This window comes from Microtetraspora sp. AC03309 (assembly GCF_020826795.1).
Classification (GTDB): domain Bacteria; phylum Actinomycetota; class Actinomycetes; order Streptosporangiales; family Streptosporangiaceae; genus Microtetraspora; species Microtetraspora glauca.
In genome coordinates, this window is record NZ_JADDIL010000039.1 from 38,484 (window position 1) to 64,743 (window position 26,260).

General features: G+C 69.9%; 18 protein-coding genes. 9 read left to right on the forward strand and 9 right to left on the reverse strand.

Annotation, left to right across the window (positions count from 1 at the left end):
* Window positions 1-4 precede the first annotated feature (4 nt).
* Entirely contained in the window at window positions 5-442 is a 438-nt protein-coding gene (locus IMZ11_RS23105; protein WP_228644437.1) for an SRPBCC family protein, read from the forward strand.
* A 102-nt stretch (window positions 443-544) separates the two neighbouring features.
* Here the strand turns inward: IMZ11_RS23105 and IMZ11_RS23110 are convergent, their stop codons facing one another.
* The 3 genes from IMZ11_RS23110 to IMZ11_RS23120 form a co-directional block, all read right to left on the reverse strand.
* Entirely contained in the window at window positions 545-1,798 is a 1,254-nt protein-coding gene (locus IMZ11_RS23110; protein ID WP_228644438.1) for an alpha/beta fold hydrolase, read from the reverse strand.
* A gap of 144 nt (window positions 1,799-1,942) precedes the next feature.
* Window positions 1,943-2,581, reverse strand: coding sequence for a DedA family protein (locus IMZ11_RS23115; RefSeq protein WP_228644439.1), 639 nt, complete (start codon window positions 2,579-2,581; stop codon window positions 1,943-1,945).
* Entirely contained in the window at window positions 2,574-3,182 is a 609-nt protein-coding gene (locus tag IMZ11_RS23120) for a class I SAM-dependent methyltransferase (RefSeq protein ID WP_228644440.1), read from the reverse strand. Before IMZ11_RS23120 ends, IMZ11_RS23115 begins: the two co-directional genes overlap by 8 nt.
* Window positions 3,183-3,316: 134 nt before the next feature.
* Between IMZ11_RS23120 and IMZ11_RS23125 the strand changes: the two genes are divergently transcribed.
* Both IMZ11_RS23125 and IMZ11_RS23130 read left to right on the forward strand, forming a co-directional pair.
* Window positions 3,317-4,594 (forward strand): sensor domain-containing protein, encoded by a 1,278-nt coding sequence (locus IMZ11_RS23125; RefSeq protein WP_228644441.1) that lies wholly within the window; start codon window positions 3,317-3,319, stop codon window positions 4,592-4,594.
* The gene (locus IMZ11_RS23130; RefSeq protein WP_228644442.1) at window positions 4,567-5,226 is read left to right on the forward strand and encodes a response regulator transcription factor; all 660 of its coding nucleotides are present in this window, start codon (window positions 4,567-4,569) and stop codon (window positions 5,224-5,226) included. Before IMZ11_RS23125 ends, IMZ11_RS23130 begins: the two co-directional genes overlap by 28 nt.
* 29 nt (window positions 5,227-5,255) lie before the next feature.
* On the opposite strand, the gene IMZ11_RS23135 is transcribed toward IMZ11_RS23130, so the two are convergent.
* Window positions 5,256-5,819, reverse strand: a complete 564-nt coding sequence (locus IMZ11_RS23135) for an EF-hand domain-containing protein (RefSeq protein WP_228644443.1) — start codon at window positions 5,817-5,819, stop codon at window positions 5,256-5,258.
* A gap of 75 nt (window positions 5,820-5,894) precedes the next feature.
* Here IMZ11_RS23135 and IMZ11_RS23140 point away from each other — a divergent pair, with 75 nt between their 5' ends.
* From IMZ11_RS23140 to IMZ11_RS23155, 4 genes are all read left to right on the forward strand, one after another.
* Window positions 5,895-6,956, forward strand: a complete 1,062-nt coding sequence (locus IMZ11_RS23140) for an SDR family oxidoreductase (RefSeq protein WP_228644444.1) — start codon at window positions 5,895-5,897, stop codon at window positions 6,954-6,956.
* Complete coding sequence (locus tag IMZ11_RS23145) at window positions 6,953-8,611, forward strand: fatty acyl-AMP ligase (protein WP_228644445.1); 1,659 nt, start codon at window positions 6,953-6,955, stop codon at window positions 8,609-8,611. The genes IMZ11_RS23140 and IMZ11_RS23145 overlap by 4 nt, the downstream gene beginning before the upstream one ends.
* A 46-nt stretch (window positions 8,612-8,657) precedes the next feature.
* On the forward strand, window positions 8,658-8,942 hold the full coding sequence (locus tag IMZ11_RS23150) for an acyl carrier protein (protein WP_228644446.1): 285 nt from the start codon (window positions 8,658-8,660) through the stop codon (window positions 8,940-8,942).
* A gap of 554 nt (window positions 8,943-9,496) precedes the next feature.
* Window positions 9,497-13,060, forward strand: a complete 3,564-nt coding sequence (locus IMZ11_RS23155) for a discoidin domain-containing protein (RefSeq protein ID WP_228644447.1) — start codon at window positions 9,497-9,499, stop codon at window positions 13,058-13,060.
* An 87-nt stretch (window positions 13,061-13,147) separates the two neighbouring features.
* Here the strand turns inward: IMZ11_RS23155 and IMZ11_RS23160 are convergent, their stop codons facing one another.
* A complete protein-coding gene (locus tag IMZ11_RS23160; protein ID WP_228644448.1) occupies window positions 13,148-14,773 on the reverse strand; it encodes an ABC-F family ATP-binding cassette domain-containing protein in 1,626 nt (541 codons plus the stop codon).
* A 310-nt stretch (window positions 14,774-15,083) separates the two neighbouring features.
* Window positions 15,084-16,778 carry a DEAD/DEAH box helicase gene (locus IMZ11_RS23165; RefSeq protein WP_228644449.1) on the reverse strand — a complete coding sequence of 565 codons (1,695 nt, stop codon included), beginning with the start codon at window positions 16,776-16,778 and terminating at the stop codon, window positions 15,084-15,086.
* A 305-nt stretch (window positions 16,779-17,083) separates the two neighbouring features.
* Here IMZ11_RS23165 and IMZ11_RS23170 point away from each other — a divergent pair, with 305 nt between their 5' ends.
* Window positions 17,084-18,181 carry a sulfite oxidase gene (locus tag IMZ11_RS23170; protein ID WP_228644450.1) on the forward strand — a complete coding sequence of 366 codons (1,098 nt, stop codon included), beginning with the start codon at window positions 17,084-17,086 and terminating at the stop codon, window positions 18,179-18,181.
* A 78-nt stretch (window positions 18,182-18,259) separates the two neighbouring features.
* On the opposite strand, the gene IMZ11_RS23175 is transcribed toward IMZ11_RS23170, so the two are convergent.
* The 3 genes from IMZ11_RS23175 to IMZ11_RS23185 form a co-directional block, all read right to left on the reverse strand.
* Window positions 18,260-19,672, reverse strand: a complete 1,413-nt coding sequence (locus tag IMZ11_RS23175; protein ID WP_228644451.1) for a WGR domain-containing protein — start codon at window positions 19,670-19,672, stop codon at window positions 18,260-18,262.
* Between the two features lie 153 nt (window positions 19,673-19,825).
* On the reverse strand, window positions 19,826-21,865 hold the full coding sequence (locus IMZ11_RS46275; protein ID WP_228644452.1) for a sensor histidine kinase: 2,040 nt from the start codon (window positions 21,863-21,865) through the stop codon (window positions 19,826-19,828).
* 531 nt (window positions 21,866-22,396) lie between these two features.
* Window positions 22,397-23,758: a hypothetical protein gene (locus tag IMZ11_RS23185; RefSeq protein WP_228644453.1), complete on the reverse strand. Its 1,362-nt coding sequence runs from the start codon at window positions 23,756-23,758 to the stop codon at window positions 22,397-22,399.
* A 355-nt stretch (window positions 23,759-24,113) separates the two neighbouring features.
* Here IMZ11_RS23185 and IMZ11_RS23190 point away from each other — a divergent pair, with 355 nt between their 5' ends.
* Window positions 24,114-25,769 carry a cellulose binding domain-containing protein gene (locus tag IMZ11_RS23190; protein WP_228644454.1) on the forward strand — a complete coding sequence of 552 codons (1,656 nt, stop codon included), beginning with the start codon at window positions 24,114-24,116 and terminating at the stop codon, window positions 25,767-25,769.
* Window positions 25,770-26,260: the final 491 nt, after the last annotated feature.

Genomic DNA, 26,260 nt, shown 5'->3' on the forward strand with positions numbered 1-26,260 from the left:
ACCAATGGCCTCCATCCGTAAGGAATTCATCGTCGATGCCACGCCCGACGAGGTCTGGGACGTGCTCGGCGACTACGGTGCGGTGCACGAACGCCTCGCACCCGGTTTCGTCACCGATACGCAGCTGAGCTCGGACACCCGTACCGTCACCTTCGCCGACGGCACCATCGTCCACGAACGGCTCGTCGACCTCGATCACGACAACAGGCGCGTCGCCTACACCGTCGTCGGCGGGAGCTTGCATCCCTCCCATCACCACGCCTGGATGCAGGCCCTCCCGGAGCCGGGCGGCCGGACCAGATTCGTCTGGCACACCGACGTCCTCCCGGACACGCTCGCCCCACCGATCACCGAGTTCGTCGAACACGGCTCGACGGTCATGCGCGAGGCCCTGGAAACGGCGGCCGCCACCCGGACAGGGCCGGTGGTCACCTCTCCCTGACCGGTGGTCGCATCCCGCGTGGTGGATGCCCGCTCAGGCGGATGGTCGCCGGGGGACGACGTCGAGCGCGGCCCGGGGTCCGCCGCGGCCCGCGGCAACGCCTCAGCGGCGGACCATGCCGATCAGGCGGTCCAGGGCGCCCGGCCCCCGGGTCAGGCCGTCGTGGGCGTACTCATTGGTGATCCAGTACGTCAGACCGCCCACCATGTCGGCCGTACGGAGCGAGTGCTCGCGTTCCACGTACATGTCGTCGTGGTAGATCGCCGCCGCCACGGGCACCGTGTTGCGGGCCAGCCGGTCCAGGTCGTACAGGTCCGGCCAGGAGGAGTACGCGGCGAGCCGCTCGGCGTACGACCGCAGCGGCGCGAGCGCCGGATCCTCCTCGAACAACCACGGGAAGATCATTTCCCCGGTGAACCGGACCGGCCCGCCGCGTTCCAGGTCGAACTCGGGGAACTCGCCGAGCGCGCGCTGCGCCGCCCACGCCGACTCCTCGCCCTGGCAGTAGATCGCCTCGTGCAGCAGGGCGTACAGCGGATGCTCGGCGAACGAGACCACGGCGTCCACTCGGCGCAGGAACATGTCGGACAACTCGCCGTTGCCGGCGAACGCGTCCTCCAGCAGGTGGTGGAGCGTGTCCAACCGGCCCTGCTGCCCGAAGGTGATACCCACCGTCTGGAAGCGGCGCGGGGTGAGCCGGTCGCCGCCGGGCAGCCGTACCTCGTGCTCCCGCAGGTGGTTCACCACCCTGGCGGCGGCCTCCTGGTCGCCCGGATAGCGCGCGAAGAACCGCTCGTTGTGGGCCAGCACCCGGGGGTAGGCCGCCAGGTAGACCTCGTACGGGGACGCGGTCAGCGACGGCAGTCCGCCGGCGATCATCACCTCGCGCAGCCCGTCCGGCGCCAGGGACAGGTAGGTGAGGGCGCAGAACCCGCCGAAGCTCTGGCCGAGCACGCTCCACGGGCGCTCCCCGGCCAGGTGCGCGCGGAGCAGCTCGGCGTCCCGGACGATGCTGTCGGCCCGGAAATGGCGCAGGTAGCCGACGGGGTCGTCCAGGCCGGTCAGGGTCTGCCGGGTCGCGGGCGTGCTCAGCCCCGTGCCCCGCTGGTCGAGCAGCACCACCCGGTAGTCCCGGCTCGCCCGCTCCAGCCAGCCGGGGAACGCGCGCGGCGCCCGGTGGCCCGGACCGCCCTCCAGGTAGACCAGCCAGGGAAGATCCGCAGCCGCCCGGTCCGCCGCGACCACCTCGCGGGCGAACACGTCGATCGTCCGGCCGCCGGGATCGTCGTGATCGAGCGGAACGGTGATCCGGTGGTCCGTCAGGACGTATCCGGAGTGGCGATGGGTCACGGGCATGAAGGGTCCTCTTGTCGCTGCGGTGTACCACCACGGTGCGTGAACTATGAAATGTCGCGCTAATCCTGAACGGCTATAGTGCACGCGTTATAGGGGCGAAGGTGGGACCCTACAGGTAGTGGATGCCGGCGGAGCGAACCGCCTTCATGGGACGTCCTTCCGAGATCGCGAATCGCGTGTTCCACCCTGGCGGCGTACGAGCCGGAGCGCCCTCTGCCGGCCCCGGGTCACCCAGAGGAAGACGAGCACGACCGCGACCGCCGCCGGGCCCGCGACCGCGAGGTGGGCGGTGAATCGCTGAACGATCTCCGGGGCGACGTGGTAGCTGAGAATGACCAGTGTCGTCGCCCAGGCGCAGGCCGTGGGCAGACTCGCCGTGACGAAAGTGCGGTACGGCATGCCGGCCCAGCCCGCGAGCCTGGGCGTGAGCGTGCGTGCGCTGCCGAACCACTGGCCGGCGACCACCGCCCGGCGGCCATGCCTGCCGAGCAGCTCACGCGGCCGGTCCCAGCGGCCGGGAGCGAACCGGTGGAACGAGGCCGCGCCCACGCGGCGCCGTCCCCACATGTAGGAGATCTGGGCGCCGGTCACCGCCGCCACTGCCGCCACCCCGACAGCCGCGCCCAGCGGCACGACACCCAGATGGGCGAAGTACCCGAGCGCGACGAGCACGCTCGTCCCGGGGAGGGCGACGCCGACCAGCAGCCCGGCCTCCGCGACCAGCAACACCCACGCCGCGGCCAGCAGCAGCGGCGGGGAGAGCTGACCCAGCAGATCAGACACGGGTGACCGGCCTCCGGCAGACGTATGCCATCCCGGGCGGCAGGTTCCGCCAGACCGGCCCGGTGGTCAGCACCTCGTCGAAGACCGAGCGCAGCCGCCGCCGCAGGGCCCTGGCCCCCGCGAGCGGTACGGCGTGCAGGTAGGTCACGGTCGTGAACGCCCCCCACGGAGCGAGTGCCCGGCCGACCTCACCGAGGATCCGTTCCTGCCGTTCGCCGGGGAACAGCGACCACGGCAGCGTGCTGACCACCGCGTCCACCCTCTCCACCCCGGCGCCGGCCAGGAGTGCGCCGAGGTCGGCGGCGTCGCCCTGGATGGTCTCCATCCAGGGCTTGGTCCGGCGCAGGTGCGCGGCCAGGTCCGGCTCTATCTCGACGGCGAGCTGCCGCGAGCCGGGGGCGAGCCGCTCCCTGATGGCCTCGCTGATCGGGCCGGTGCCCGGACCGAGCTCGACCACCACCGGCGTGCCACGCGTGGGCACCACCGCGGTCAGAGCCCTGGCCAGGGCGGGAGAGCTCGGCGCGATCGCGCCCACCACACCCTGCCTGCGCAACGCGACCGACATGAACGCCCGCAACTCCGGGGCCGACGCCGTCTTCATGACCCCAATGAGATCGTCACGCGGGTGCCGCCCGCAGGACACCGGGACCTAGTCCTCGGGGTATGCCTGGACCTACCCCGGGAGTGGCCCCCGCCTCCTGGGACGCACGCCCGCGTAGGCCGTACCGTCATGGGATGCAGTCATCGGCGGCCTGGCGGGCCCTCACCCGGTGGGACCTGTTGCGGACCTCCTGGCCTTGGCGCTCGGTGGCCTACCTGGTAACCGGCGTGCTCCTCGGCGAGGTCGTCCTGGTGGCGTTCCTCTTCACGCTGTTCGTCAGTTCGCTCCTGGCGCTGCTGCTGGTGGGCATCCCGCTGCTGCTGGCCCTGGGGTTCAGCGGGATACCGGTGGCCGCGTTGGAACGCCGCCGGCTGCGGATCATCGACCCGGAGCCCGCCGACACGCCGCACCGCCGGCCGGATCTGCCGGGGCCGCGCGCGTGGATACGCCTTCGCCTGCAGGAGCAGGCCACCTGGCGGGAGCTGGCCTACGTGGTCCTGCTGGTCACCCTGCTCTGGCCGATCGAGTTGCTGGCGGTGGTGTTCGGCCTCGGCGGACCGGCGTCGATGATCCTGACGCCGGTCCTGCGCGCCCAGATGGGTGAGGTCCGGGTGCTGAAGTTCTGGCTGGTCAACACGGAGCTTGAGGCCTTCGCGGCACTCGCGGTAGGGGTGGTCTGGCTCGCCCTGGCCCTCTATCCGCTGACGCTGCTCGCCACGGCCCACGGCATGCTGGCCAGGCTGCTCCTCGTGCCCCGGGAGACGGACACGGGACAGCGGCTCGACGAGCTCACCCGGTCCAGGACCCGGCTGGTGGAGGCGTTCGAGGTCGAACGGCGGCGGATCGAGCGGGACCTGCACGACGGCGCCCAGCAACGGCTGGTCGCGCTGACCATGACGCTCGGCCTGGCCAAGCTGTCGGAGGGCGCGGAGGCGGCCGACCTCGTCGACAGGGCGCACGAGCAGGCGAAGCTCGCGCTGGCCGAGGTCCGCGACCTGATCAGGGGGATCCACCCACAGATCCTCACCGACCGGGGGCTGCCGGCGGCCGCCGCCGACGTCGCCGACCGCTCACCGGTGCCCGTCGAGGTCTCCATGGCGCTTCCCGTACGACTGCCCGAGGTGGTGGAGTCCGCCGCCTACTTCGTGATCTCCGAGGCGCTGACGAACGTGGCGAAACACAGCGGCGCCCGCGAGGCCTCGGTCACCGGGCACCTGGACGGCACGCGGCTGGTCGTGGAGATCCGCGACGACGGCGTGGGCGGCGCGGGCATGGCGGAGGGCACCGGCCTGGCGGGGCTGGCCGACCGCGTCTCGGTGGTGAACGGCAGACTGATGCTCTCCAGCCCGCCCGGCGGGCCGACCCTGCTACGAGTGGAGATCCCTTGCACGTCGATCGCCCCCTCTCGATAGTCCTCGCCGAGGACGGCGTGCTGCTCCGCGAGGGGCTGGCCGGGCTGCTCAACCGGTTCGGGCACCGCGTGGTGGCCACCGTGGGCGACGCCGCGGGGCTCGTGGAGGCGGTGCGCGCGCACGCCCCGGACATCGTGGTCACCGACGTGCGGATGCCGCCCGGCTTCACCGACGAGGGCCTGCGGGCCGCGGTGGCGCTCCGTTCTGCGGACCCGCGCCTGCCGGTCCTCGTGCTGAGCCAGTACGTCGAGCAGACCTACGCGAGCGAGCTCCTGGACTCCGGCGATGGCACCGGAGTGGGCTACCTGCTCAAGGATCGGGTCGGCGACGTGGAGGAGTTCGTCGACGCGCTGCTCAGCGTCGCCGCCGGCGGAACGGTCGTGGACCCCGAGGTGGTCAGACAGCTGCTGCGCCGCCGGCGCGACCCGCTGGAACGGCTCTCCCCCCGCGAGCGGGAGGTCCTCGCGCTGATGGCCGAGGGGCGGTCCAACGCGGCCATCGCCAGGAGCCTGGTGGTGTCCGAGGCCGCCGTCGGCAAGCACATCGGCAACATCCTCACCAAGCTCGACCTGCCGCCGGCCGAGGAAGACCACCGCCGGGTCCTCGCGGTCGTGACCTACCTGCGGGGGTAGGCCCCCGGCCCGTGACGCTCGGGCGCTGGTCAGATCCGCGGGGGGAGCGGGCCGAACAGCCAGTTGCCGTGGGCATGCGCGTCGGGGCTGCGGAAGAACTGCTCGTTCGCCAGGTGCAGTTCCTGTCGGCTCAGCGAGCCGTTGGCGTCCAGGTCGAGACGCTCGAACGCGATGAAACCGTCCGCCTCGGACATGCGGAAGGCGCTTCCGGCCATTCGGAGGTACTCGGTCCGGGTGATCCGCCCGTCTCCGTCAGTGTCCATCAGGTCGTAGAAGGCGTCGGCGACCGGTGCGACATGCGTGCGGTACCCCTCCTCGGGCTGGGTGACGAACCGGTCGAATCCGGCTGTGAACTCTCCCAGATCGACACGTTCGTCTCCGTTGACGTCCATGGGAAGTGTCACCTCGTCCCACAGCCTCGCGTACCGCTCCCGGACCCGCCGCGACTCGGTCGAGCCCGGCGCGAACCCGAACGCGTTCACCAGCCGGTCGGCCGAGGCGGTGTAGTCCATCTTGTCGACGGCCCCGTCGTCGTCCACGTCCAGGAGCGCGAACAGATGGGCCATCTTGCGCTGCTGCAGGTCGTTGAGCATGGAGCCTCCCGAGTTCCGATTACCATGAGCGCTCGATACATTACTATGCGTTGCCATCTACAGGAAGGTCGCTTGGTGAACGTTCAGGTGATCGACGGGGCCAACGGCTTCGTGGGCTCCCATCTGACCGGCGCCCTGCTCGCCCGGGGTGACGAAGTGATCGCCCTGGCTCGCGCGTCCGCGAAGGTGGTGCGCCGCCGAGTGGCGGACGCGCTGCTCTGCCTCGGCTTCGACGAGTCCCTGGCGGACCGGCTCCGGGTGTGCCGACTGGCGTTGGACGAACCCGACCTCGGCCTGCCGGTGGCCGAGGTCTTCGCCGAGCGCTGCACCTTCTGGCACACCGCCGCGCTCGTCACCTTCTTCCCCCGCCGCGAGGAGGACCTCCTGAACGTGAACGTGGCGGGGTCCGCGAACGCGCTGGCCACCTACGAGCGGCACGCCCGTCCGGGGTCGCGCTACGTCTTCATCGGAACGGCCTACCAGTGCGGGCTCGACACCGAAGGGCCCGTTCCCGAGGACTGGCCCGCGCACGCTTCACCGGACCGGTTCCGGAACTTCTACGAATACTCCAAACGCGAAGCGGAGATCGCGCTGGCCCGGTCGCGGTCCGCCCGTGAGGGCGCCGTCCTGGTGGCACGGCTGGGCGTGATGGTCGGCCACTCCCGCACCGGCCGAGCGCTGACCGACTACGGCCTGTACGACTTCCTCCGGGTGATGGCCTTCTTCGCCCGACGCACGCCCGGTGAACGGGTCCGCCTCCCCTGCCATCCGGACGCCAATCTCCATCTGACGCCCATCGACACCACGGTCTCCCGGTTGCTCTCGCTCTCCGCCGGAGACCGGGATCGTCCGATCTTCCATGTGGTGAACGGAGGAACCGTGCCGGTCCGCGACCTGTTCGACGTGATCAACGCTCGGCTGCCGATCGAGCTGGTCCCCGCCACACCCGAGCAGATCCTGGAAAGGCCGTTCAACCGGTTCGAGGCGGTGGTCAACATGCGGGCCAAGTACACCGCGACCTATTTCCGGCACCACTACGACTTCGAGTGGCGTGACCCGGCGGCCCCGCCCGCCGTCACTCCCGCGGTCCTCGACCGGCTGGTCTCCTGGTACGTCCGTGAGGGGTTGCCGGAATGACCGATTTCGTGGCACACATGCGGGACCGCCTCAGCGATGATCGGGGACTGGTCTTCGTGCGGGACGACGGCGAGCCGACCCGGCTCACCGTCACCGAACTGGATCGGCGGGCCCGTGCCACCGCCGTATGGCTCACCGAGCGCGGCATGACCGATCACCCGGCGCTGCTGCTCTATCCGGCCGGGCTCGACTTCACCGTCGCGTTCCTCGGCTGTCTCTACGCCCGGGTGCCCGCGATCCCCGCGCCTTTACCGGACGCGGGCGCACCTCACTCGGGCCGCGTACGGACACTGCTACGGGACGCGGGTGCACGGCTGGTCCTGACCGATTCGGCGCACGCGTCCGAACTGTCCGGCCTCTCGGCCCGCGTCGTCGACCCCTCCGCCGATCCGGACGCCTGGACCCCGCCGGTCCTGAGCGCCGACACCGTCGCCTACCTGCAGTACACCTCCGGCTCGACCAGCGAACCGCGCGGAGTGGAAGTCTCACACGGCAACCTGCTGCACAACCTGGAGTTGTTTCGCTCACTGGCCGGAGCGGAACCGCCACGGCGGCTGGCCGGATGGCTGCCCCACTACCACGACATGGGTTTGGTCGGGCTCCAGTTGCACGCGCTGTACGCGGGTGCCGACCTGGTGTTCATGTCGCCGACCGCGTTCGTCGCGCGGCCGGTGCGCTGGCTGGAGCTGATCAGCCGATACGGTGCGGAGTGGACCGTATCCCCGGACTTCGGATACTCCTGGTGCACCCGCAGGATCACCGATGAGCAACTCGCCGGTCTGGACCTGTCCACGTTGGCCATGGCCCTCAGCGGAGCCGAGCCGATCAAAGCGCGTACGCTCGCCGAGTTCGAGCGGAGATTCGCTCCCGCCGGTTTCCGCCCGACCGCGTGGAATCCCGGCTATGGCCTGGCCGAGTCCACCCTGATGGTCACCTGCGTACCGCGCGGGCAAGGCGTGACCGTCCGCAGGTTCACCCCCTCCGCGCTGGAACGGCATCAGGCGATTCCGGATCCCGACGGGGTTCCGCTGGTGGCGTGCGGTCCGGTTTCCGGCCTCGACCTGCGGATCGTCGATCCGGGCTGTTCCGCTCCCGTGCCCGATGGCGGGATCGGGGAGATCTGGGTGGCGGGCCCGAGCGTCGCCCTCGGTTACCGAGGCCGTCCGGAGGAGACCCGCGCCACCTTCCGCGCGGGTGGCGGCCGTTGGCTGCGCACCGGTGACCTGGGGTTTCTGCTGGATGGGCAGCTCTACGTGACGGGGCGGATCAAGGACGTCATCATCGTCAACGGTCGCAACCTCTATCCTCAGGATCTGGAGGAGGCGGCCTGCCGGGCGAACCCCGCCGCCGGGCGAAGCGCCGCCTTCGGCGTCCGCCGGCCGGACGGCGGGGAAAACGTCGTCCTGATCCAGGAGGTGCGCCGAGGACGTTCGACGGTCCTCAGCGAAGTGGCCGACCGGGTCATGGATCTGGTGGCGAGGGAGTTCGGCGTCCCGCTGAGCCTGATGCTGGTGGCCCGTGGCGCCGTACGTCAGACCACCAGCGGCAAGCTCCGCCGTCGGCACATGAGGGAACTGTTCCTCAGCGGGAGCCTCATCCCGTTGCACGCCGAGTTGGAACCCGCGGTGAACGATCTGCTGGCGACCGCCTCATGAACGTGGTCGCGGATCCGTGAAAACCTGTCTGACGCCGGGAGAGGCCGTGTCCGATCATGACTTGCGCCGATGGCTCACCGAGCGGGTGGCCGGCTACCTCCAACGGCCGCCCGCCGAGATCGATCCGACGGTCAAGCTCCGCACGTACGGCCTGGATTCGATCCACGCGCTCAGCCTGTGCGTCGACGTCGAAGAGACCGTCGGCCTGCTGGTCGAGCCGACCCTGGCCTGGGACCACCCCACGATCGACGCCATCGCCGCCCACCTCACCGAGCTCATGTCCCAGGACCGGACGAGCGAACCCCGGGGACGGCCGGCGGACACCGCGTGAAACGAGCCTGTGGGTGCCGCAAACTCGGCGGCCGATCTCGTGACCGGACTCGACGGCGAGTTCCGCCTGCTTTGTGAACGTCTCGATCGAATGAGCCGGGGGCTACCCGCGCGCCGGGCCGGGGGCGGTCACGGCGAGGCAGGACGTCGAGGTGCTCCGGGCCACCGATGAACTGGTGCCGGCCTTGAGGACCTCTCAGCCGGTGGAAGGTGCGACCTTGACACCGCCTGTCACGAGATCGCCCATCAGGTCACGCAAATCTTGCGGCGAGATGCGCAAATAGTTGCATGAATTCGCGCGCCTGATACAGCAAGCTTTGCGGTCGCTGTTTACGCAGATGCGCATATGCCACGCCATCCCTGACCAGCGACGCACCTCTCAGAGATGATTCCGCGAGTTCGTAGACTTTTTGCGAAGTGAAGTTGAAACATTGCGGATTCCTATCTGTCATCTTATGGTTCGGGCAGCAGCGCCTGATCTCACCGTTCAAGGTGCCCCGCCGTGATTAGGCGCCACTCTGTCAAGTTCGAGGTCGACGAGAGGTAGCACCCCCCATGAAGCACTCGCCTCCCCTCTTACGCCTGATCGCGGCGGTACTCGCCGCCGCCCTGGTCATGGTCGGCTGGCCCGCCTTGCCCGCCTCCGCTGCCGCTGACCCCAACCTGGCCGCGGGCAAGGTGATCTCGGCCAGCAGTTCCAAGGACGAATACGTCGCGGGCAACGCGGGCGACGGCAACCAGTCCACCTACTGGGAGAGCGCGAACAACGCGTTCCCGCAGTGGATCCAGGTCGACCTGGGCGCGGCGGTCAGCGTCAACAAGCTGGTTCTCAAGCTGCCGTCGAGCTGGGAGAGCCGGACGCAGACGCTCTCCGTGCAGGGCAGCACCGACGGCACGTTCACCACCGTCGTGGCCTCCGCCGCGCAGACGTTCAACCCGACCGCGACGATCACCTTCAACACCACGACGACGCGCTACATCCGGCTGAACATCACGGCCAACACCGGCTGGCCCGCCGGTCAGCTGGCTGAGTTCGAGGTGTACGGTCCGGACTCGGGTGACACCGAGGCGCCGACCGCGCCGGGCAACCTGGCCTACACCCAGCCGACCGACGGCCAGATCAAGCTCACCTGGACCGCCTCCACCGACAACGTCGGCGTCACCGGCTACGACATCTACGCCAACAACACCCTTCGGGGCAGCGTGGCCGGGAATGTCCTGACGTACACCGACACCCAGCCTGCGACGGCGACCGTCTCCTACTACGTCAGGGCCAAGGACGCCGCCGGAAACCAGTCACCCGCCAGCACCACCGTCACCCGGAACGGCACCGGCGGTGGCTCGAACATGGCCGTGGGCAAACCCATCACCGCCTCCTCCTCCGTCTACACCTTCGTGGCCGCCAACGCCAACGACGACAACGCGCAGACGTACTGGGAGGGCGCGGGCGGCAGCTACCCGAGCACGCTGACCGTCCAGTTGGGCGCGAACGCCGACATCTCCTCCATCGTGCTGAAGCTCGACCCGTCCAGCGTGTGGAGCACCCGTACCCAGACCATCCAGGTGCTCGGCCGGGGGCAGAGCGCCTCCGGGTTCGCCAACCTGGTGTCCGCGGCGGTGTACACCTTCAATCCCGCCTCGGGCAACACGGTGACGATCCCGGTCACCGCGAGGGTGGCCGACGTCCGGCTCTCGATCACCGCCAACAGCGGCGCGCCCGCGGGACAGGTCGCCGAGTTCCAGGTCATCGGCGTCCCCGCGCCGAACCCGGACCTGACCGTCACCTCCATGTCCTGGTCGCCCTCGGCGCCGACCGAGACCGACACCGTCACGATGTCGGCCGTGGTCAAGAACATCGGGACGGCACCGTCGGACGCGACCGACGTCGGTTTCCACCTCGGCGGCACCAAGGTCGGCACCGCGAACGTCGGCGCGCTCGCCGCGGGCGCGTCGGCCACCGTGTCCGTGAACATCGGCACCCGGGACGCGGCCACTTACGCGGTCAGCGCCAAGGCGGACGAGGCGGGCACCGTCATCGAGCAGAACGAGACGAACAACAGCTTCGCCAACCCCACCCCGCTCGTCGTCAAGCCGGTGGACAGCTCCGACCTGATCGCCTCGCCCGTGGCCTGGACGCCGGGCAACCCGGCGAACGGCAGCACGGTCACGTTCTCCGTCGCGATCAAGAACCAGGGCACGGTCGCGTCGGCCTCCGGCGCGCACGGCATCACGCTGACCGTCACCAACGACGCCGGCACGGTCGTGAAGACGCTCACCGGCACCCACAACGGCGCGATCGCTCCGGGCGCCGCCACCAGCCCGGTCTCGCTCGGCACGTGGACCGCGGCGAACGGCAAGTACACCATCAGGACGGTCATCGCGAACGACGCCAACGAGTTGCCGGTCAAGCAGGCCAACAACACCACCAGCCAGCCGCTGTTCGTCGGCCGCGGCGCCAACATGCCGTACGACATGTACGAGGCCGAGGACGGCGTGGTCGGCGGCGGCGCGAAGGTCCTGGGCCCGAGCAGGGAGATCGGCACACTCGACGGCGAGGCGTCGGGGCGCCGCGCGGTCCAGCTGAACCAGAACGGCGCCTACGTCGAGTGGACCACCAAGGCCCCCACGAACACGCTGGTCACCCGGTTCTCCATCCCCGACGCTCCGGGTGGCGGCGGGACCGACTCCACGCTCGACATCTACGTCGACGGCACCTTCCACAAGGCCATCGACCTGACCTCCAAGTACGCCTGGCTGTACGGCGCCGAGGCCAGTCCGGGCAACTCGCCCGGCGCCGGATCGCCGCGGCACATCTACGACGAAGCCAACGTCATGCTCAACGCGACCATCCCGGCCGGGAGCAAGATCAGACTGCAGAAGGACCCGGCGAACACCAGCACGTACGCGATCGACTTCGTCAACCTGGAGCAGGTCTCCCCGATCGCCAACCCGGATCCGGCGCACTACGCGGTGCCGGCCGGCTTCACCCAGCAGGACGTGCAGAACGCCCTGGACCGGGCCCGGCAGGACACCGACCTGGTCGGCGTCTACCTGCCCGCGGGCAACTACCAGACGACCGGCAAGTTCCAGGTGTACGGCAAGTCCGTCAAGGTGATCGGCGCGGGCCCCTGGTACACGAGGTTCCTCTCCCCCACCACTCAGGAGAACACCGACGTCGGCTGGTCGACCCAGGCGTCGTCGAACGGCTCGACGTTCGCGAACTTCGCGTACTTCGGCAACTACACCAGCCGCATCGACGGCCCCGGCAAGGTGTTCGACATGACCCGCGTCTCCAACATGACCATCGACAACATCTGGGTGGAGCACCAGGTATGCATGTACTGGGGCGCGAACGTGGATCACCTCACGATCAAGAACTCCCGGATCCGCGACACGTTCGCCGACGGCGGCAACTTCACCAACGGCAGCTCAAACAACCTGGTCACCAACATCGAGGCTCGTGCCACCGGTGACGACAGCTTCGCGCTGTTCGCCGCCACCGACTCCTCCAACACCGACCAGCAGGGCAACGTCCTGGAGAACCTCACGTCGATCCTGACCTGGCGGGCCGCGGGCATCGCCGTGTACGGAGGGCAGAACAACACGGTCCGCAACGTCTACATCGCCGACACGCTGGTCTACTCCGGCCTCACGATCAGCTCGCTCGACTTCGGCATACCGATGCGGGACTTCGGCCCGGCACCGACGAAGTTCGAGAACATCTCCCTGGTCCGGTCCGGCGGGCACTTCTGGGGCGCGCAGACCTTCCCGGCGATCTGGATCTTCTCCGCGTCGAAGAAGTTCCAGGCGATCCGGGTGACCGACGTGGACATCGTCGATCCGACGTACAGCGGCATCATGTTCCAGACCAACTACGTGGGAGGGCAGCCGCAGAACCCGGTCACCGACACGGTGTTCACCAATGTCTCGATCTCCGGCGCCCAGAAGAGCGGTGACGCCTACGACGCCAAGTCCGGCTTCGCCATCTGGGCCAACGAGATGCCGGAACCCAACCAGGGCCCGGCGGTCGGCTCGGCCGTCTTCAACAACCTCAAGCTGACCAACAACCACACGAACATACGTAACCTCACCGACTTCGCCATCACCGTCAACCCGTAACGGACGCGTCAGGACTGGCGGCTGGGCCTACGGCGCAGCCGCCAGTCGCATGCCTAGTGCTCTACGAGGTCGTGGGCGAGCAGCGCGTCACTCGCCGGCGAGCCCTCCGGTCTCCAGCAGCCGCCCGCCGGACAACTCGAGCCGGCGGTCCACCTTGATCTCCGTGAGAAAGCGCTCGTCGTGGCTGACCACCACGAACGCCCCCTCGTACGCACCGAGGGCACTCTCCAGCTGCCCCACGCTGACCAGGTCGAGGTTGTTCGTGGGCTCGTCGAGCAGCAGAAGCTGGGGCGCCGGCTCCGCGCACAGCACGCACGCCAGCGTGGCGCGCAGCCGTTCACCGCCCGACAGCACCCCGACCGGCAGGTGGGCGCGGGCGCCCCGGAACAGGAAGCGGGCCAGCAGGTTCATCCGCTCCGCCTCCGGCATGCCGGGGGCGAACGCGGCCAGATTCTCCGCCACGGTGCGCCCGACGTCGAGCAGGTCCAGCCGCTGCGACAGGTAGGCCACCCGGCCGTCTGCCCGCCTCGTCGTGCCGCCGTCGGGCTCCAGCTCGCCGCCGATCAGGCGCAGCAGGGTGGACTTGCCCGCGCCGTTGGGGCCGGTCAGCGCGACGCGCTCGGGTCCGCGGATCGTCAGATCGATGCCGGGCTCGGCGAACAGGCCGCGGGCCTGCAGGTGTTCGCCGAGGAAGACCGTACGCCCCGCGGGGACGTTGGTCCCGGGCAGTTGCAGCACGATCTTCTGGTCGTCACGCAGAGCGCGCCCCGCCTCGTCGAGCCGGGCCTTGGCGTCGCTGACACGGGCGGCGTGCGTCTGGCCCGCCCGCCCCGCCGACTCCTGGGCGCCGCGCTTCATGTTCCCGGCGAAGATCCGCGGCAGGCCGGCGCTCTTGAGGTTGCGCGCGGCGTTGCTCGCCCGGCGCTCGGCCCGCTCGCGAGCCTGCTGCATCTCCCGCTTCTCGCGCTTGAGTTCCTGCTCGGCGCTGCGCACGTGCCGCTCGGCGGCCTCCTGCTCTGTGCGTACCGCCTCCTCGTACGCCGTGAAGCCGCCGCCGTAGAAGCTGACCTCGCCCCGGTCCAGCTCGGCGATGCGGTCCATGCGGTCGAGCAGGGCCCGGTCGTGGCTGACCACGAGCAGGCAGCCGTTCCAGTCGCCGAGCACGGCGTACAGCCTGCGGCGCGCGTCGAGGTCGAGGTTGTTCGTCGGCTCGTCGAGCAGCAGGACGTCGGGCCGTTTGAGGAGCTGCGCCGCCAGGCCGAGCGACACCACCTGGCCGCCGCTCAGGGTGCGCAGCGTACGCGCGAACTCGAGGTCGCCGAGCCCGAGCCGGTCGAGCTGGGCCCGGGTGCGCTCCTCGATGTCCCAGTCGTTGCCGATCGCGGTGAAGTGTTCCTCGCTCGCGTCCCCTGACTCGATGGCGTTCAGCGCGGCGATCACGGGGGCGATGCCCAGGACCTCGGCCACGGTCAGGTCACCGGCGAGCGGCAGGCTCTGCGGAAGGTAGCCGAGCACGCCGTTGACGGACACGCTGCCGCCACCGGGCCGGTACTCGCCGGCGATCAGCTTGAGCAGCGTGCTCTTGCCCGCGCCGTTCGGGGCGACGAGGCCCGTACGGCCGCCGCCCACGGTGAAGGAGAGGTCACTGAAGACGGGAGTGTCGTCAGGCCAGGAGAAGGACAGGTCGGAGCAGATGATGAACGCATCGGACATGCGAGAGACCTCGTACGTACGTGATCCGGGCGCCGAAGACGCCCGGCGGCGGGACAGGGATTCGGGGAACGACGACGACGGCCACATCGGCGGCGGTCATACGCGCCTGCCGGGGCCGATCAACCTCCGGTATCACCCGGAGATGTCGTCGTCACCTGCCACGTCTGGTCTCCTAGCTTCCGATCACAAGCGTTTCACACCATATCAGCCGTCTCCCGCCCGACCGAAAAGACGATCTTGTGTAGGACGCCACCCCGCCCGCCTCGCCACCTCGACCAGTGGCGACACCGCGGGCGCGGGCGCCACCTCATCACCGTGTTCGTCTGCCGTGTGTGTCACGCTCGCGGCGGACGATCGGTTTCCTTCCCTTGATCGTGGCTTGCCGGAGGGCGGCGATCACCTCGTTGGCCGCGGCCTGCGGCACCTCCACCAGCGAGAATCGCTCAGCGATCTCGATCGCGCCGATGTCGCGCCCGCTCAAGCTCGACTCGCCGGCTATCGCGCCGACCAGGTCCTGCGGCCGGATTCCCGCCCTGCGCCCCAGGTTGAAGAAGAGGCGTGCCATTCCACCCGCCGGGGCGCGAGGGTATCGCTGACCCTCCGGAGCGTCCTCCCTCTGCCCTCGCCGCTTCTCCATGGTGCGCGGGGCCACCTCGGGAATCTCCTCCTCGTCGAGCGCGCCACCACTGGACTCGTGCGCCAGCTTGACGGCGGCGAGCGCCACCTCCATGAGGTCGAACTCGTCGGCGAGTGACTCGACCACCACGTGGAAGGGCTCCAGGTCGTCCTGACGGAGGCATTCCTCCAGCGCGGCGCGGGTGAGCTCCATCCGGCGGGCGTGCAGGTCGGCGACCGTCGGCAACCTCTCCACGGGGATCCGCTGTTTGGTCACCCGTTCTATCGCCTTGAGCATGCGGTGCTCGCGCGGCTCCACCAGGGTCAGCGCCGCTCCCTCACGGCCGGCGCGGCCCACCCTGCCGATGCGGTGGACGTACGCCTCGGGCGCGGACGGGACGTTGTAGTTGACGACGTGGGTGAGCTGTTCGATGTCGAGGCCTCGCGCCGCCACATCGGTCGCGACGAGCAGATCGGCGGTCCCGGCCCGCAACCGCGACATCACGCGATCACGTTGCTCCTGCTCCATCCCACCGTGCAGCGCCTCGGCACGGTAGCCGCGCCCGTTCATGGCTTCCGTGAGCTGGTCGACCTCCTCACGGGTGCGGCAGAAGATGATCGCGGCGGTCGGCGCCTCGATGTCGAGCAGGCGCCCGAGCGCCGCGGGTTTGTGCGCCCTGGCGACCAGGTACGCGCTCTGCTCCACCAACGGCGTCGCCTGGCGCCCCTCCGCCGCGGGGTGCCCCATTTCTATCCGGACCGGGTCGCGCAGGTGACGGCGGGCGATTCCATCGATGCGCGGCGGAAGCGTCGCGGAGAACAGCACTGTCTGACGGTCGTCGGGAGTCGCCGCGAGAATCGCCTCGATGTCGTCGGCGAATCCCATGTCGAGCATCTCGTCCGCCTCGTCCAGCACGACGGTGCGCAGCCCCTCCAGGTTGAGCGTCGTCCGGCCGATATGGTCGAGAGCTCGTCCCGGTGTCGCGACCACGACGTCCACCCCGCGCTTGAGCGCCTGCAGTTGCCGACCGATGGGCGCGCCGCCGTAGATCGGCAGAACCCGGGTACCCAATATGCGGCCATACCGATGGAACGCCTCCGAGACCTGAACGGCCAGCTCACGGGTGGGCACAAGCACCAGCGCCACCGGCCCGGTTCCATCGCCGGGGTGGAGCATCCGTTGAAGCACGGGCAACGCGAACGCCGCGGTCTTCCCCGTTCCCGTCGCCGCCTGCCCGAGCAGATCACGCCCCTGTACCAGCGGGGGAATCGCCGCTTTCTGGATCGGAGTGGGCTCTTCGTATCCCAAAGCGGATAGCACGTCCAGGAGCTCAGATCGGAGCCCCAGATCGGCGAAGGTGGCCTCACTGCCGGTTTCTTTCATGGTCATCGCCGACTCCTCACGAACTCCCACACTTATTTCGACACCTCTGCTCGATCATCTTCTGGAAGGGCGCTCGGGCCTCAGGCGGCCCGTGCCCCCGTACATGGTGTCAGGCCGGTGCGGGGACAGCAGAGTGCGGATATGGGACCCAGCCCCGTCCGGCACGACAGCCGTCGCGGTCCCGCCGTCCGCGACACCGCAGCTCTACCCTTGCGAGGCGCCCGGGAACGTCGCTCGACCGCCGGTCACGCATCACCGCCCTCGCTCTGGGGTACCCGGAAAACATGATGAAGTGGGACAAAAGGGATGACATGCTCGTTCACGGAGAGGAGCCGTTCAACGCCGAGCCGCCCACATGCGCCCTGGCGGAGCGGCTGACCACGCCGCTGGACGCTTTCTACAGCCGCAACCACGGCCCCATCCCCCACATAGACACGGCCACCTGGCGGCTGGAGGTGGACGGGCTGGTCGAGCGGCCGTTGCGACTCTCGCTGGAGGAACTGCGCTCCCGTTTCCCGGAGCGTGAGGTGATCGCGACGCTGCAATGCGCGGGCAACCGCCGTGCCGAACTGATCGCGATCCGTGACATTCCAGGCGAGGATCCCTGGAGATCCGGCGCCATCTCCACGGCTTCCTGGGTCGGGGTGAGCCTCGCCGACGTGCTCGCCGAGGCGGGCCTGCGCCCCGGGGCCGCGCACATCTCCTTCGCGGCGCCGGACGTGGCGCAGCAGGCGGAGCAGGCGTGGCAGGCGGAGCAGGCGTGGCAGGCGGACCTGCCCCGGCACTTCGGAGGCTCCATCCCCGTGGCCAAGGCCACCGCGGGCGAGGTGCTGCTGGCATGGGCGATGAACGGCCACCCGCTGCCCGCCGCCCACGGGGCCCCGCTGCGCGTGATCGTGCCGGGCTGGATCGGTGCCCGCAGCGTGAAATGGCTCGAGCGCGTCACCGCCCGGGCCGATCCCTCGGGCAACTACTTCCAGGCCGTCGCGTACCGCATGCTGCCTCCCGACGCCGACCCGTCCCGGTGCGGCCCGGGGTCCGGCATCCCCCTCGGGCCGGTCGCCCTCACCTGCGACATCCTGCTCCCCGAGCACGACTCCCCCGTGTCTCCCGGACCGACCGAGATCACCGGCTACGCGCTCGCGGGCGACGGCCGCGGCGTCGCCCGAGTGGACGTCTCCCTGGACGCCGGGCGTACCTGGACCCAGGCGGAGCTGGACGCGCCGGCAGGCCCCTGGGCCTGGCAGCACTGGCGCACCACCGTCGTCCTGTCCGAGGGCGAGGCGGACATCGTCGCCCGTGCCTGGGACTCGGCGGGCACCACGCAACCCGAGTCACCGGCGACGCTGTGGAATCCCAGGGGCTACGCCAACACCTCCTGGGGGCGCCTCCACCTCACCTGCCGCTGACCCCGGCGGTCGCGGCCGACACGGCGTCCCCGTCCGCCGCATCGGCACCGCCGGTGACGCACGGCGGGACTCGTCCCGCTAGAGGAGCCGCCTGATCTCGCCGTACGTGCGGTAGAAGCCGCCCCTGCCGGAGGGGCGTACGCCCTCGACCAGGTAACGGGCGCCGGCCTCACGGATGTCCTTGGGGAACTGCACCTTCCACGCCTCGTAGCCCGGGGTGGCCACGTGGACGCGCAACCGCTCGCCTTCGCGTACGCACTCCACGACCACGCCGTCGCCGGCGTGACTGACGGTCTCCAGCACGACCGACGGCTCCACCACCGGCAGCGACGCGGCGGCCTTCACATCGACCGGCTCGGGCACCGTCCCCTCACGCGCGGCGGCGATGGCCGTCTCGCTCGCGTCGATGCAGGCCAGAGAGCCGTCCGTGGTGACGATGTAGAGACGGTCGTCGAGGAACTGCATGGAGAACGCCGACCCGCAGCCGGTGCCGAGCTTCCACAGCCGCTCCCCCGACGCGGCGAAACAGTACACCGAGGAGTGGCTGTCGCCCGCGAAGACGTAGCGGCCCCCGGGCGAGGTCGCACAGGAGTAGACGCCCCCGTCGCACCTGTACACGGCCTCGACGCGGCCGTCGCTCTTGGCCAGGCGGTGGACGGCACTGCGAGCGGTCGCGGCGTAGACCGCGTCCTCCTCCTGCCAGCCGAACAGCACCTGGTCGGCCGACGAGGTGTGCCAGACGAGGGCGCCGTCGGAGGCGTCGTAGCGGGCCACGCCACCGGAGTGGCCGTGGTAGACCGCGTCCTCGTCGCACCGGACCATCCAGGCGTAGTCCCCCTGGCCCGTACGCGCCCACTGGAACTCGTCCTCGTAGTCGATCGTGGTGATCCGCCCGGCGCGGTCGGACACGCCGAGGACGCCGTCGTGGATGTCGAGCCAGTAGATGTCGACCTCGGCGGCGATCTCGTAGGCCGCCCTCGGCACCTTGCCGCTCAGGTCGTACACCTTGCCGTCGTCGCAGCCCGCGTAGATCCAGAAGTCGTCGGCCACGATGCACTTGACGCCGTCCGGGAGGCGGAAGCGGCCGGTCACGATCCCGGAGTGCGTGACGGTGTACACGTCGCCGCGCTGGTTCCCGACCCAGCAACGCTCCTCGTCCACGAAGATGCCGAAGGCGGAGGCACCGCTGTCGAAGCGCCAGAGGACCGGCGCCTGCTGCGCCGTGGAGCGGGTGCTCGCGATGGTCCTGTGAGTGACCGGCCTGCGCTGGCGCACGCCGCGAACCGCCGAGGCGTAGCCCTTGCGCACCTTCTCGTTGATCTTCTTGGCCGCCGCGGCCCGTGCCTTCTCCTCGGTGGGGAAGTCGGTGATCTTGGTCTGGCCCACCTCGCCGATGCGACCGTACGTGATGGTCACCCGCGTTCCGGAGACGATGGTCTCGTAGAACTTGTGCGCTCCGCCGCCGTCCTCAGACAGCTCAAGGTAGGTCATGTCCGCCTTCTCCAGATAAGACCGGCTTGATCGATTGATCGGGAGGTTAGAGGACGGCGGCGACAATCCGCGGTGAGCGATCGGGTCGGCGGCTCTCACCTGCGGTGGCGCCGGATCAGTACGGACACATTCACCGGCTGTCCGTGCTTCACCTCACCAGAGCCCGGCGCCGGAGCCTCCGGGAAGCGGGAGCGTGGCCACCACCTGCGTCCCCCGATCGGCGTCGGTGCCGGTCACGGCGGCCTCGGTGATCAGGCAGGTGCCGCCCAGTTCGGCGGCGCGTTCGCGCATCGAGGTGAGGCCGACTCCGGAGCGCCGGATCCCGGGCAGCCCCTTGCCGTCGTCGCGCACCCGCACGACCAGCGCGTGCTCCGAGCGGGCCAGCGTTACGGTGGCCCGGGTGGCGTCGGCGTGCTTGCGCACGTTGGTCAGCGCCTCCTGCGCGATCCTGTAGGCCGCCACCTCCACCGCCGCCGGCAGGTCGCGGGTCTCGCCCTCCACCTTGACCTGGACGGACGGCCCCGGCTCCGCCGCGAGCGCGCGCACCGCCCCGGGCAGGCCGAGGTCGTCGAGGCTGGGCGGGCGCAGGCCGTAGACCAGCTCGCGGACCTCCTGGCTGACCGAGTCCATGCTGCTGCGCAGGTCCCGCAGCATCCCGTCAGCCGAAGACGGCGCGTCGCGCAGGCGCAGCCGGGCCATGTTCAATGTCATCGACATGCTGGCGAGTGCCTGGCCGAGGCCGTCATGCAGGTCGCGGCGGAGCCTGCGCCGCTCCTCCTCGCGCGCGCTCAGGATGCGCTCCCGGGAACGCTGCAGGTCGGCCGCCAGCAGTACGGCGTGCGCGACGTCCGCGACGTACAGGGTCGCCGTTCCGATCAGCCGCTCGGTGTAGGCGGCGGAGAAGCGGCGCGGTCCGGGCGGCCCGATCAGCATCCGGCCGACCGGCTCGCCGTGCCACACCAGCGGCACGACGCGCGGGTCCGGCCCGGGCGCGCCCAGCTCCACCCGCATGCCCGACGCGCCGACCTCGACGACGACGCCGGTGACACCGAGGCCGTCGTGCACCACCGCCGTGACAGCGGCCAGCGCGTGCACCGGCTCGGTCTCGCCGACCTCGCGGGCCAGCCTCCTGGCCAGTTCCTCGGGCTGGCCGTGCTTGCCGTACAGCATCACGTCCGTGAGGCGGCGCAGGCGCGTGCGCAGCGGCTCGAAGAACGCGCCCGCCGCCAGCGCGGCGACCAGCCCCGCCACCTGGTCATAGCCCGACACCAGCAGCGCGGCCAGGGCGCCGGTGCCGAAGTACACCGCGCCGACGGCGGCGATCAGGCCGGTCGCGATGACGGTCCGGCTGATGACGGTGTCGATGCCGTACAGGCGGTATCGCAGCACCGCGAACGCGATCGCCACCGGAATCAGCCCGGTCCAGATTGTCGCCGGCAGCCAGTAGTCGTTGCCGAGCAGCACGAACAGCGCGTAGATGACGAACGCGACCAGCGGCCAGGCGATCTGCCTGCGCGCCGTCGGGGACGCGTGCCGCAGCCGTACCACCAGGGAGAGCACGGCGAGCACCATGCAGGCGTTGACCAGCAGGGTCAGTGAGCCCATCAACGCCGTGTGGTAGGGAGCCAGGGCCTCGATCGCCAGCGGATTCGGAATGACCACCGGCCAGCGGTACGTGCTCGCGGGCGGCGTCGGCCGCACGATGTTGCACGCGCCGTAGGCGACGATCGTGACCACACTGACGATCACCACCGGCAGCCAGCGGCGGGAGGGCAGGCGGTCGTCCGGCGAGAGCAGCGGCACGAGGGCGGACAGCGTGCAGGCTCCGACCGTCCAGCCCGCGATGGCCAGGATGCGCAGCCACCCCGCACTCGCCAGGTGGCCGGCCGACGCCTGCATGAGCTGCAGCGCGGTCATCATCAGGTTGACCGCGCAGGCGAGGCCGCCGACACACATCAACCAGGCCAGTTTCAGGCGGGGACGGTACGCGATCAGGAACGCGCCGATCAGGGGGAACATCAGTCCCGCGCCCTGGTCGGGCACCGTGGGCGGCCACGGCGCCCACTCCTTCGGCAGCGAAAACTGGATCACAGTGCCGCCCACGGTCAGGGACACCGACAGCACGGCCGACACGGCGGACACCCCCCGCGCCCACGCCCACGCCACCCGCCGGGCGTCCCCGTCTGCCTTCACTGCCCGCATCCCCCGCAGAAACCTCACCGCCCGTAGCCGGCGGGTCGACCCGGCCGAACCCGTAGGCGATCACCACGAGCCGCACCCGGTCCAGCAGGCCGGGACGGTCCGGCGGCACCCCCACCGCCCCCGGCACGATGGCCTCCGCCGTTCCACGGCCTCGACGACGTGCCGGCTCGTCGGTCCCCTGCGGGTGCCGATCATTCATCCGTCCAGGTCAAGCCGCATGCCGGTACTCCCTCAGAACACCGTCGAGTTTCCGACGGTGTCATCGGGGACGGTGTCATCGGGGTGGCCGACGCACAGGCGGGAAGCGGCCCCTACACGAATTCGGTGACCGCTGTGACCCCCACGAGTTCAAGACGCTCATTTTCGCACATTTCATGCCATAACCGGATCATGCGGGTCGCGGTGCCGCACCTCGGCCGCGTGTTCCGCGAGACGCCGCGGGGGCGAGGAACGCGAGGTTGCCATGCCGCCTCGGGACGCGCCTCCGGAGCGGTGCGGGCTGGGCGCCCGACGGCACCGCGCTCACCCCTCCTTGGGCATCGCGGCCAGGTTGAGAACGTCGTAGTCGTCGCCCGGCTCGACCGTCCTCGTCCTGCATCCGGTGGCCTGAGGAGCCGGAGACGGGCTCAGCTCCGGCCGTCCCTTCCGCTGCTCGCCCGCCGCCGGGGCGCAGGTCCGCTTCACCTCGATGCCGGCCGCGTTCCAGAAGAAGACCTGGGTGGGCGACGACGAGGTGCCCTGCCCGTACGAGCCCGACCTCCCGTCCGGGCTGACCGCCGTGATCCCGCCCGCCTTCCCCGTGACGAGGTCGTAGATCATGCTCGTCGTATCGCGATACACCTCGACGAAGCGGTCACCGTAGATCTCCGGTTGCGTCATATGCCACGGCACGCGCCTGCGGTCAGAACCGTCGACGCGCATGGCGACGGCTTCCCCGCCCTGGCGGCCGACGCACCACTCGGAGGAGCAGCGCAGACCGGTGGTGCCCGGCGGCGGGGTGATGGTCCGCCGCGCGCCGGTGCGCAGGTCGACCAGCAGGTCCTGGTTGGCGGCTACCTGCCCCGTCTCGATGTCGCTCTCCGCCGGCACATTCCGGGCCCAGGGCCACGACGCCAGCCACAACCCGTCCGTTCCCGGGATCTTCTCGGCCTCGCCGCCGCCGATCGGCATGCGGTAGACGCCGCCGATCCGGACCGACCAGACGACGTGGTCGCCGGTCACCCCGAAGCGGTCGATCTCCGCGAGATCGCCGGTCACCTCCCCGACCCGGATCGGGTCCCCTCCCTGCCGGGGGACCACCCAGAAGTCCGCCCACCTCTCCGGAATGCTCGGCTTCCTGCCGTACCACACGATGAAGTCCTCACCCACCTCCGCGTTCTGCGCGATGTACCCCTCGCCTCCCGGCGCCATCGTGGTGAGGACCCGGCTGCGGCCCGTCTTCGTGTCGTAGACCTCGAGCCGCTCAGGCCTTTCGAGCGACGGCTCCGCGGTGAGGAGGATCTCGGTGGGCCCGAGCGCGGTGACCGGGCGGTAGGAGAATCCGTCCGCGGACTTCTTCGGCATCGACGCGACCGCTCCTGGCCAGACCGTACGCGCGCCCTCGCCCTGCCGGGCGGCGTCGTCGGCCGCCCGCTCCGGCGCACCGGGGGTCGCCGACGCCGCGCCCGGTCCCGCGACGTCCGTACGCTGCGCGGCGCGGACAACGGCGGTTACCCCGAACGCGACGGCCACGATCCCGGTGACGGCCAGGGCCGCCCGCACGCGCACGCGGTGGCGCGGACCGCGGTCACGGCGCCGGGCGAGGGTCTCACCGAACTCGGCCGGTTCCGGTGCGCCCTCCGCGGCACTTCTGGCCGCTCCGATGGGGTCCTGCTCCGTGCTCACGCTTCCTCCATCATCGACCGGCGCCGGATCCGCAGCTTGTCCAGAGCCCGCGAGGCCGGGCCGCGTACGGTCCCCGGCGAGTTGCCGAGGATCCCGGCGATGTCCGCGTCGGGCAGGCCCGCATGCTAACGAAGCGCGAGCACCCGCGACCACGAGACCGTAGTGGGACAGCGCGCCGCCCTCGCCCGGCCGACCTGACGCCGCGCGCCACCTCATGCCGCCGCACTGTGATCGCCGCGCGAAACGGCCTCTTAACGCTCCGGAAACCCTTGAAACTTAACTGGTTAAGTTCTTTACTTGGGCTTCCGGGCGCAACGCCGCCCGGGCGTCCCGGCAATCCAGGGAGACATGATCCATGAACCCCCCACCCCCCACTGCCCGTCGCCGTCCCCTACTCGTCTGGACCACCGCGCTGGCGATGGTCATGGCAGTAGCCGGCCTCGTGACGATGAGACCTCCCGCCGCGGAGGCCACCCCCACCGGATTCGCCTACCGGTGCGGCGTGAACTTCTGCCTCGACGGCAAGAAGTTCTACTTCGCCGGCGCCAACACCTACGACCTGTTCACCTACGGCAGCGCCTCGGGTGACACCGAAACCCAGTACATGGACAAGTCGCGTATCGACGCCCAGTTCGCCCGACTGCAGGCCGACAAGGTCACCGTGCTGCGCACATGGCTCTTCAACCACGAGAGCTGGCACGGCTTCGAGACCGAGAAGGGGGTCTACAACGAGCAGCAGTTCGCGCTCTTCGACTACATCATCCAGTCCGCCAAGAATCATGGCGTCAAGCTGCTACCGGTGTTCGAGAACTACTGGGAGGCCTACGGCGGCGTCGACACCCGCCTGCGCTGGGAGGGGCTGTCGGGCGGGCACCCGGCGCGCGCGGCCTTCTTCGACAAGACCAGGTGTTCGGGCTGCTTCACGTCCTACAAGAACTACGTCGGCTACGTGCTCAACCGCACCAACCACTACAGCGGCCTGAAGTACAAGGACGATCCGACGATCTTCGCGTGGGAACTCATGAACGAGCCGCGCTACCAGGGCGTCAGCGCCGAGGAGAACCAGTCCGGCGTCACCCTGCGCGCGTGGGTGGACGAGATGGGCGCCTTCGTCAAGGGCATCGATCCCGACCACATGCTGGGCACGGGACTGGAGGCCCACGAGACGCGGTACGGCTTCGGCGGCGATGAGGGCAACCCCTTCGTCTACATCCACCAGTCGCCGTACATCGACTTCACCTCCGCGCACCCCTACCCGACCGAGGACTGGGCGGCCCTGACCATCGCCCAGACCCAGGAACTGGTCCGCACCTGGATCCGCGAGTCCCACGAGATCGTCGGCAAGCCCTTCTACATGGGTGAGTTCAACGTGCACAACGTGGATCGGACCCAGTGGTGGAACGCCATCTTCCAGGCGTTCGAGGACGCGGGCGGCGACGGCACGGGGTTCTGGTGGTACCAGGACCGCGGCATCGACGGCAAGTTCGGCGTCTCCCAAGGGGCGCCGGAGTTGGCGGCCTTCCGCGCCCACTCCGACCGGCAAGCCGCGAAGAACGGCACCGCTCCCTCACCCAGTGCGAGCCCGTCGGCGTCTCCGTCGGCGTCTCCGTCAGCGTCTCCGTCAGCGAGTCCCTCGGCGTCACCGTCGCCGAGCCCGTCGCCGTCAGCCTCGCCCTCCACCGACCCGACGGCATGCACCGTGACGTACCGGCTGTCGGACTGGGGACACAGTTTCAACGCCGACGTGACGATCAGGAACAACGGCACCTCGGCCGTCGACGGCTGGACGCTCACCTTCTCCTTCCCTGGCGGCCAGACCATCAACTCGATCTGGAACGCCAGAGCCACCCAGAGCGGCCGGCAGGTCACCGCGGTCAACGAGTCGTGGACGGCCACCGTCCCGGCGGGCGGGACCGTCAACTTCGGTCTGAACGGCAACTCGTCGCCCGGCACCAACGGTGTCCCCACCGCCTTCACCCTCAACGGCACCACCTGCGCCAAGGCGTCCTAGTCAGTGCCGGACACGACCTAGCGCCCCTCCCGCCGATCTCTGCCCCGTCGCGTCGCCCGGGGCGGCATCGCCGCGTTGCCGCCCCACCACTTGGAGCATGAGGGCGTAGGACTGCGTGGACAGCTCGTCCTGAACGTCGTCTCACCGTGAACTCCTACCTGAACCGGTTAGCCGCGAATTTCCGGGCACGACCCTGGCAGCTTCCCCCGAAGGTCCCGGCAGCGGCAGTGCTGGTTACGGGCCGCTTCCTCGGCGTTTCGAGGCGTGTTCGGTCGGCATGTCCGGGTCATGGAGCGGACCAAGCGATAACGCGCCGTTGACACCGATCGTGTCGCCTCCTAGATTTACCGCCACTTATCCGGTTAAGCGTTCTGGTTCATCCCCCGACAATCCAGGAGGACACCGTGCACAAGCGCCTCACGGCCACAGTGACTGTCATCGCGATAAGCCTGCTGGCCAGTGCTTGTACGACCGCTTCCGGCCCGAAACCG

Bases quoted from the DNA above. Each gene is read 5' to 3' on its own strand.
- IMZ11_RS23105 (WP_228644437.1), top strand. From the start codon at position 5: ATGGCCTCCATCCGTAAGGAATTCATCGTCGATGCCACGCCCGACGAG.
- IMZ11_RS23170 (WP_228644450.1), top strand. From the start codon at position 17,084: ATGCTCGTTCACGGAGAGGAGCCGTTCAACGCCGAGCCGCCCACATGC.
- IMZ11_RS23165 (WP_228644449.1), bottom strand. From the start codon at position 16,778: ATGACCATGAAAGAAACCGGCAGTGAGGCCACCTTCGCCGATCTGGGG.
- IMZ11_RS23110 (WP_228644438.1), bottom strand. From the start codon at position 1,798: ATGCCCGTGACCCATCGCCACTCCGGATACGTCCTGACGGACCACCGG.
- IMZ11_RS23145 (WP_228644445.1), top strand. From the start codon at position 6,953: ATGACCGATTTCGTGGCACACATGCGGGACCGCCTCAGCGATGATCGG.
- IMZ11_RS23190 (WP_228644454.1), top strand. From the start codon at position 24,114: ATGAACCCCCCACCCCCCACTGCCCGTCGCCGTCCCCTACTCGTCTGG.
- IMZ11_RS23125 (WP_228644441.1), top strand. From the start codon at position 3,317: ATGCAGTCATCGGCGGCCTGGCGGGCCCTCACCCGGTGGGACCTGTTG.
- IMZ11_RS23155 (WP_228644447.1), top strand. From the start codon at position 9,497: ATGAAGCACTCGCCTCCCCTCTTACGCCTGATCGCGGCGGTACTCGCC.
- IMZ11_RS23160 (WP_228644448.1), bottom strand. From the start codon at position 14,773: ATGTCCGATGCGTTCATCATCTGCTCCGACCTGTCCTTCTCCTGGCCT.
- IMZ11_RS23175 (WP_228644451.1), bottom strand. From the start codon at position 19,672: ATGACCTACCTTGAGCTGTCTGAGGACGGCGGCGGAGCGCACAAGTTC.
- IMZ11_RS23120 (WP_228644440.1), bottom strand. From the start codon at position 3,182: ATGAAGACGGCGTCGGCCCCGGAGTTGCGGGCGTTCATGTCGGTCGCG.
- IMZ11_RS23135 (WP_228644443.1), bottom strand. From the start codon at position 5,819: ATGCTCAACGACCTGCAGCAGCGCAAGATGGCCCATCTGTTCGCGCTC.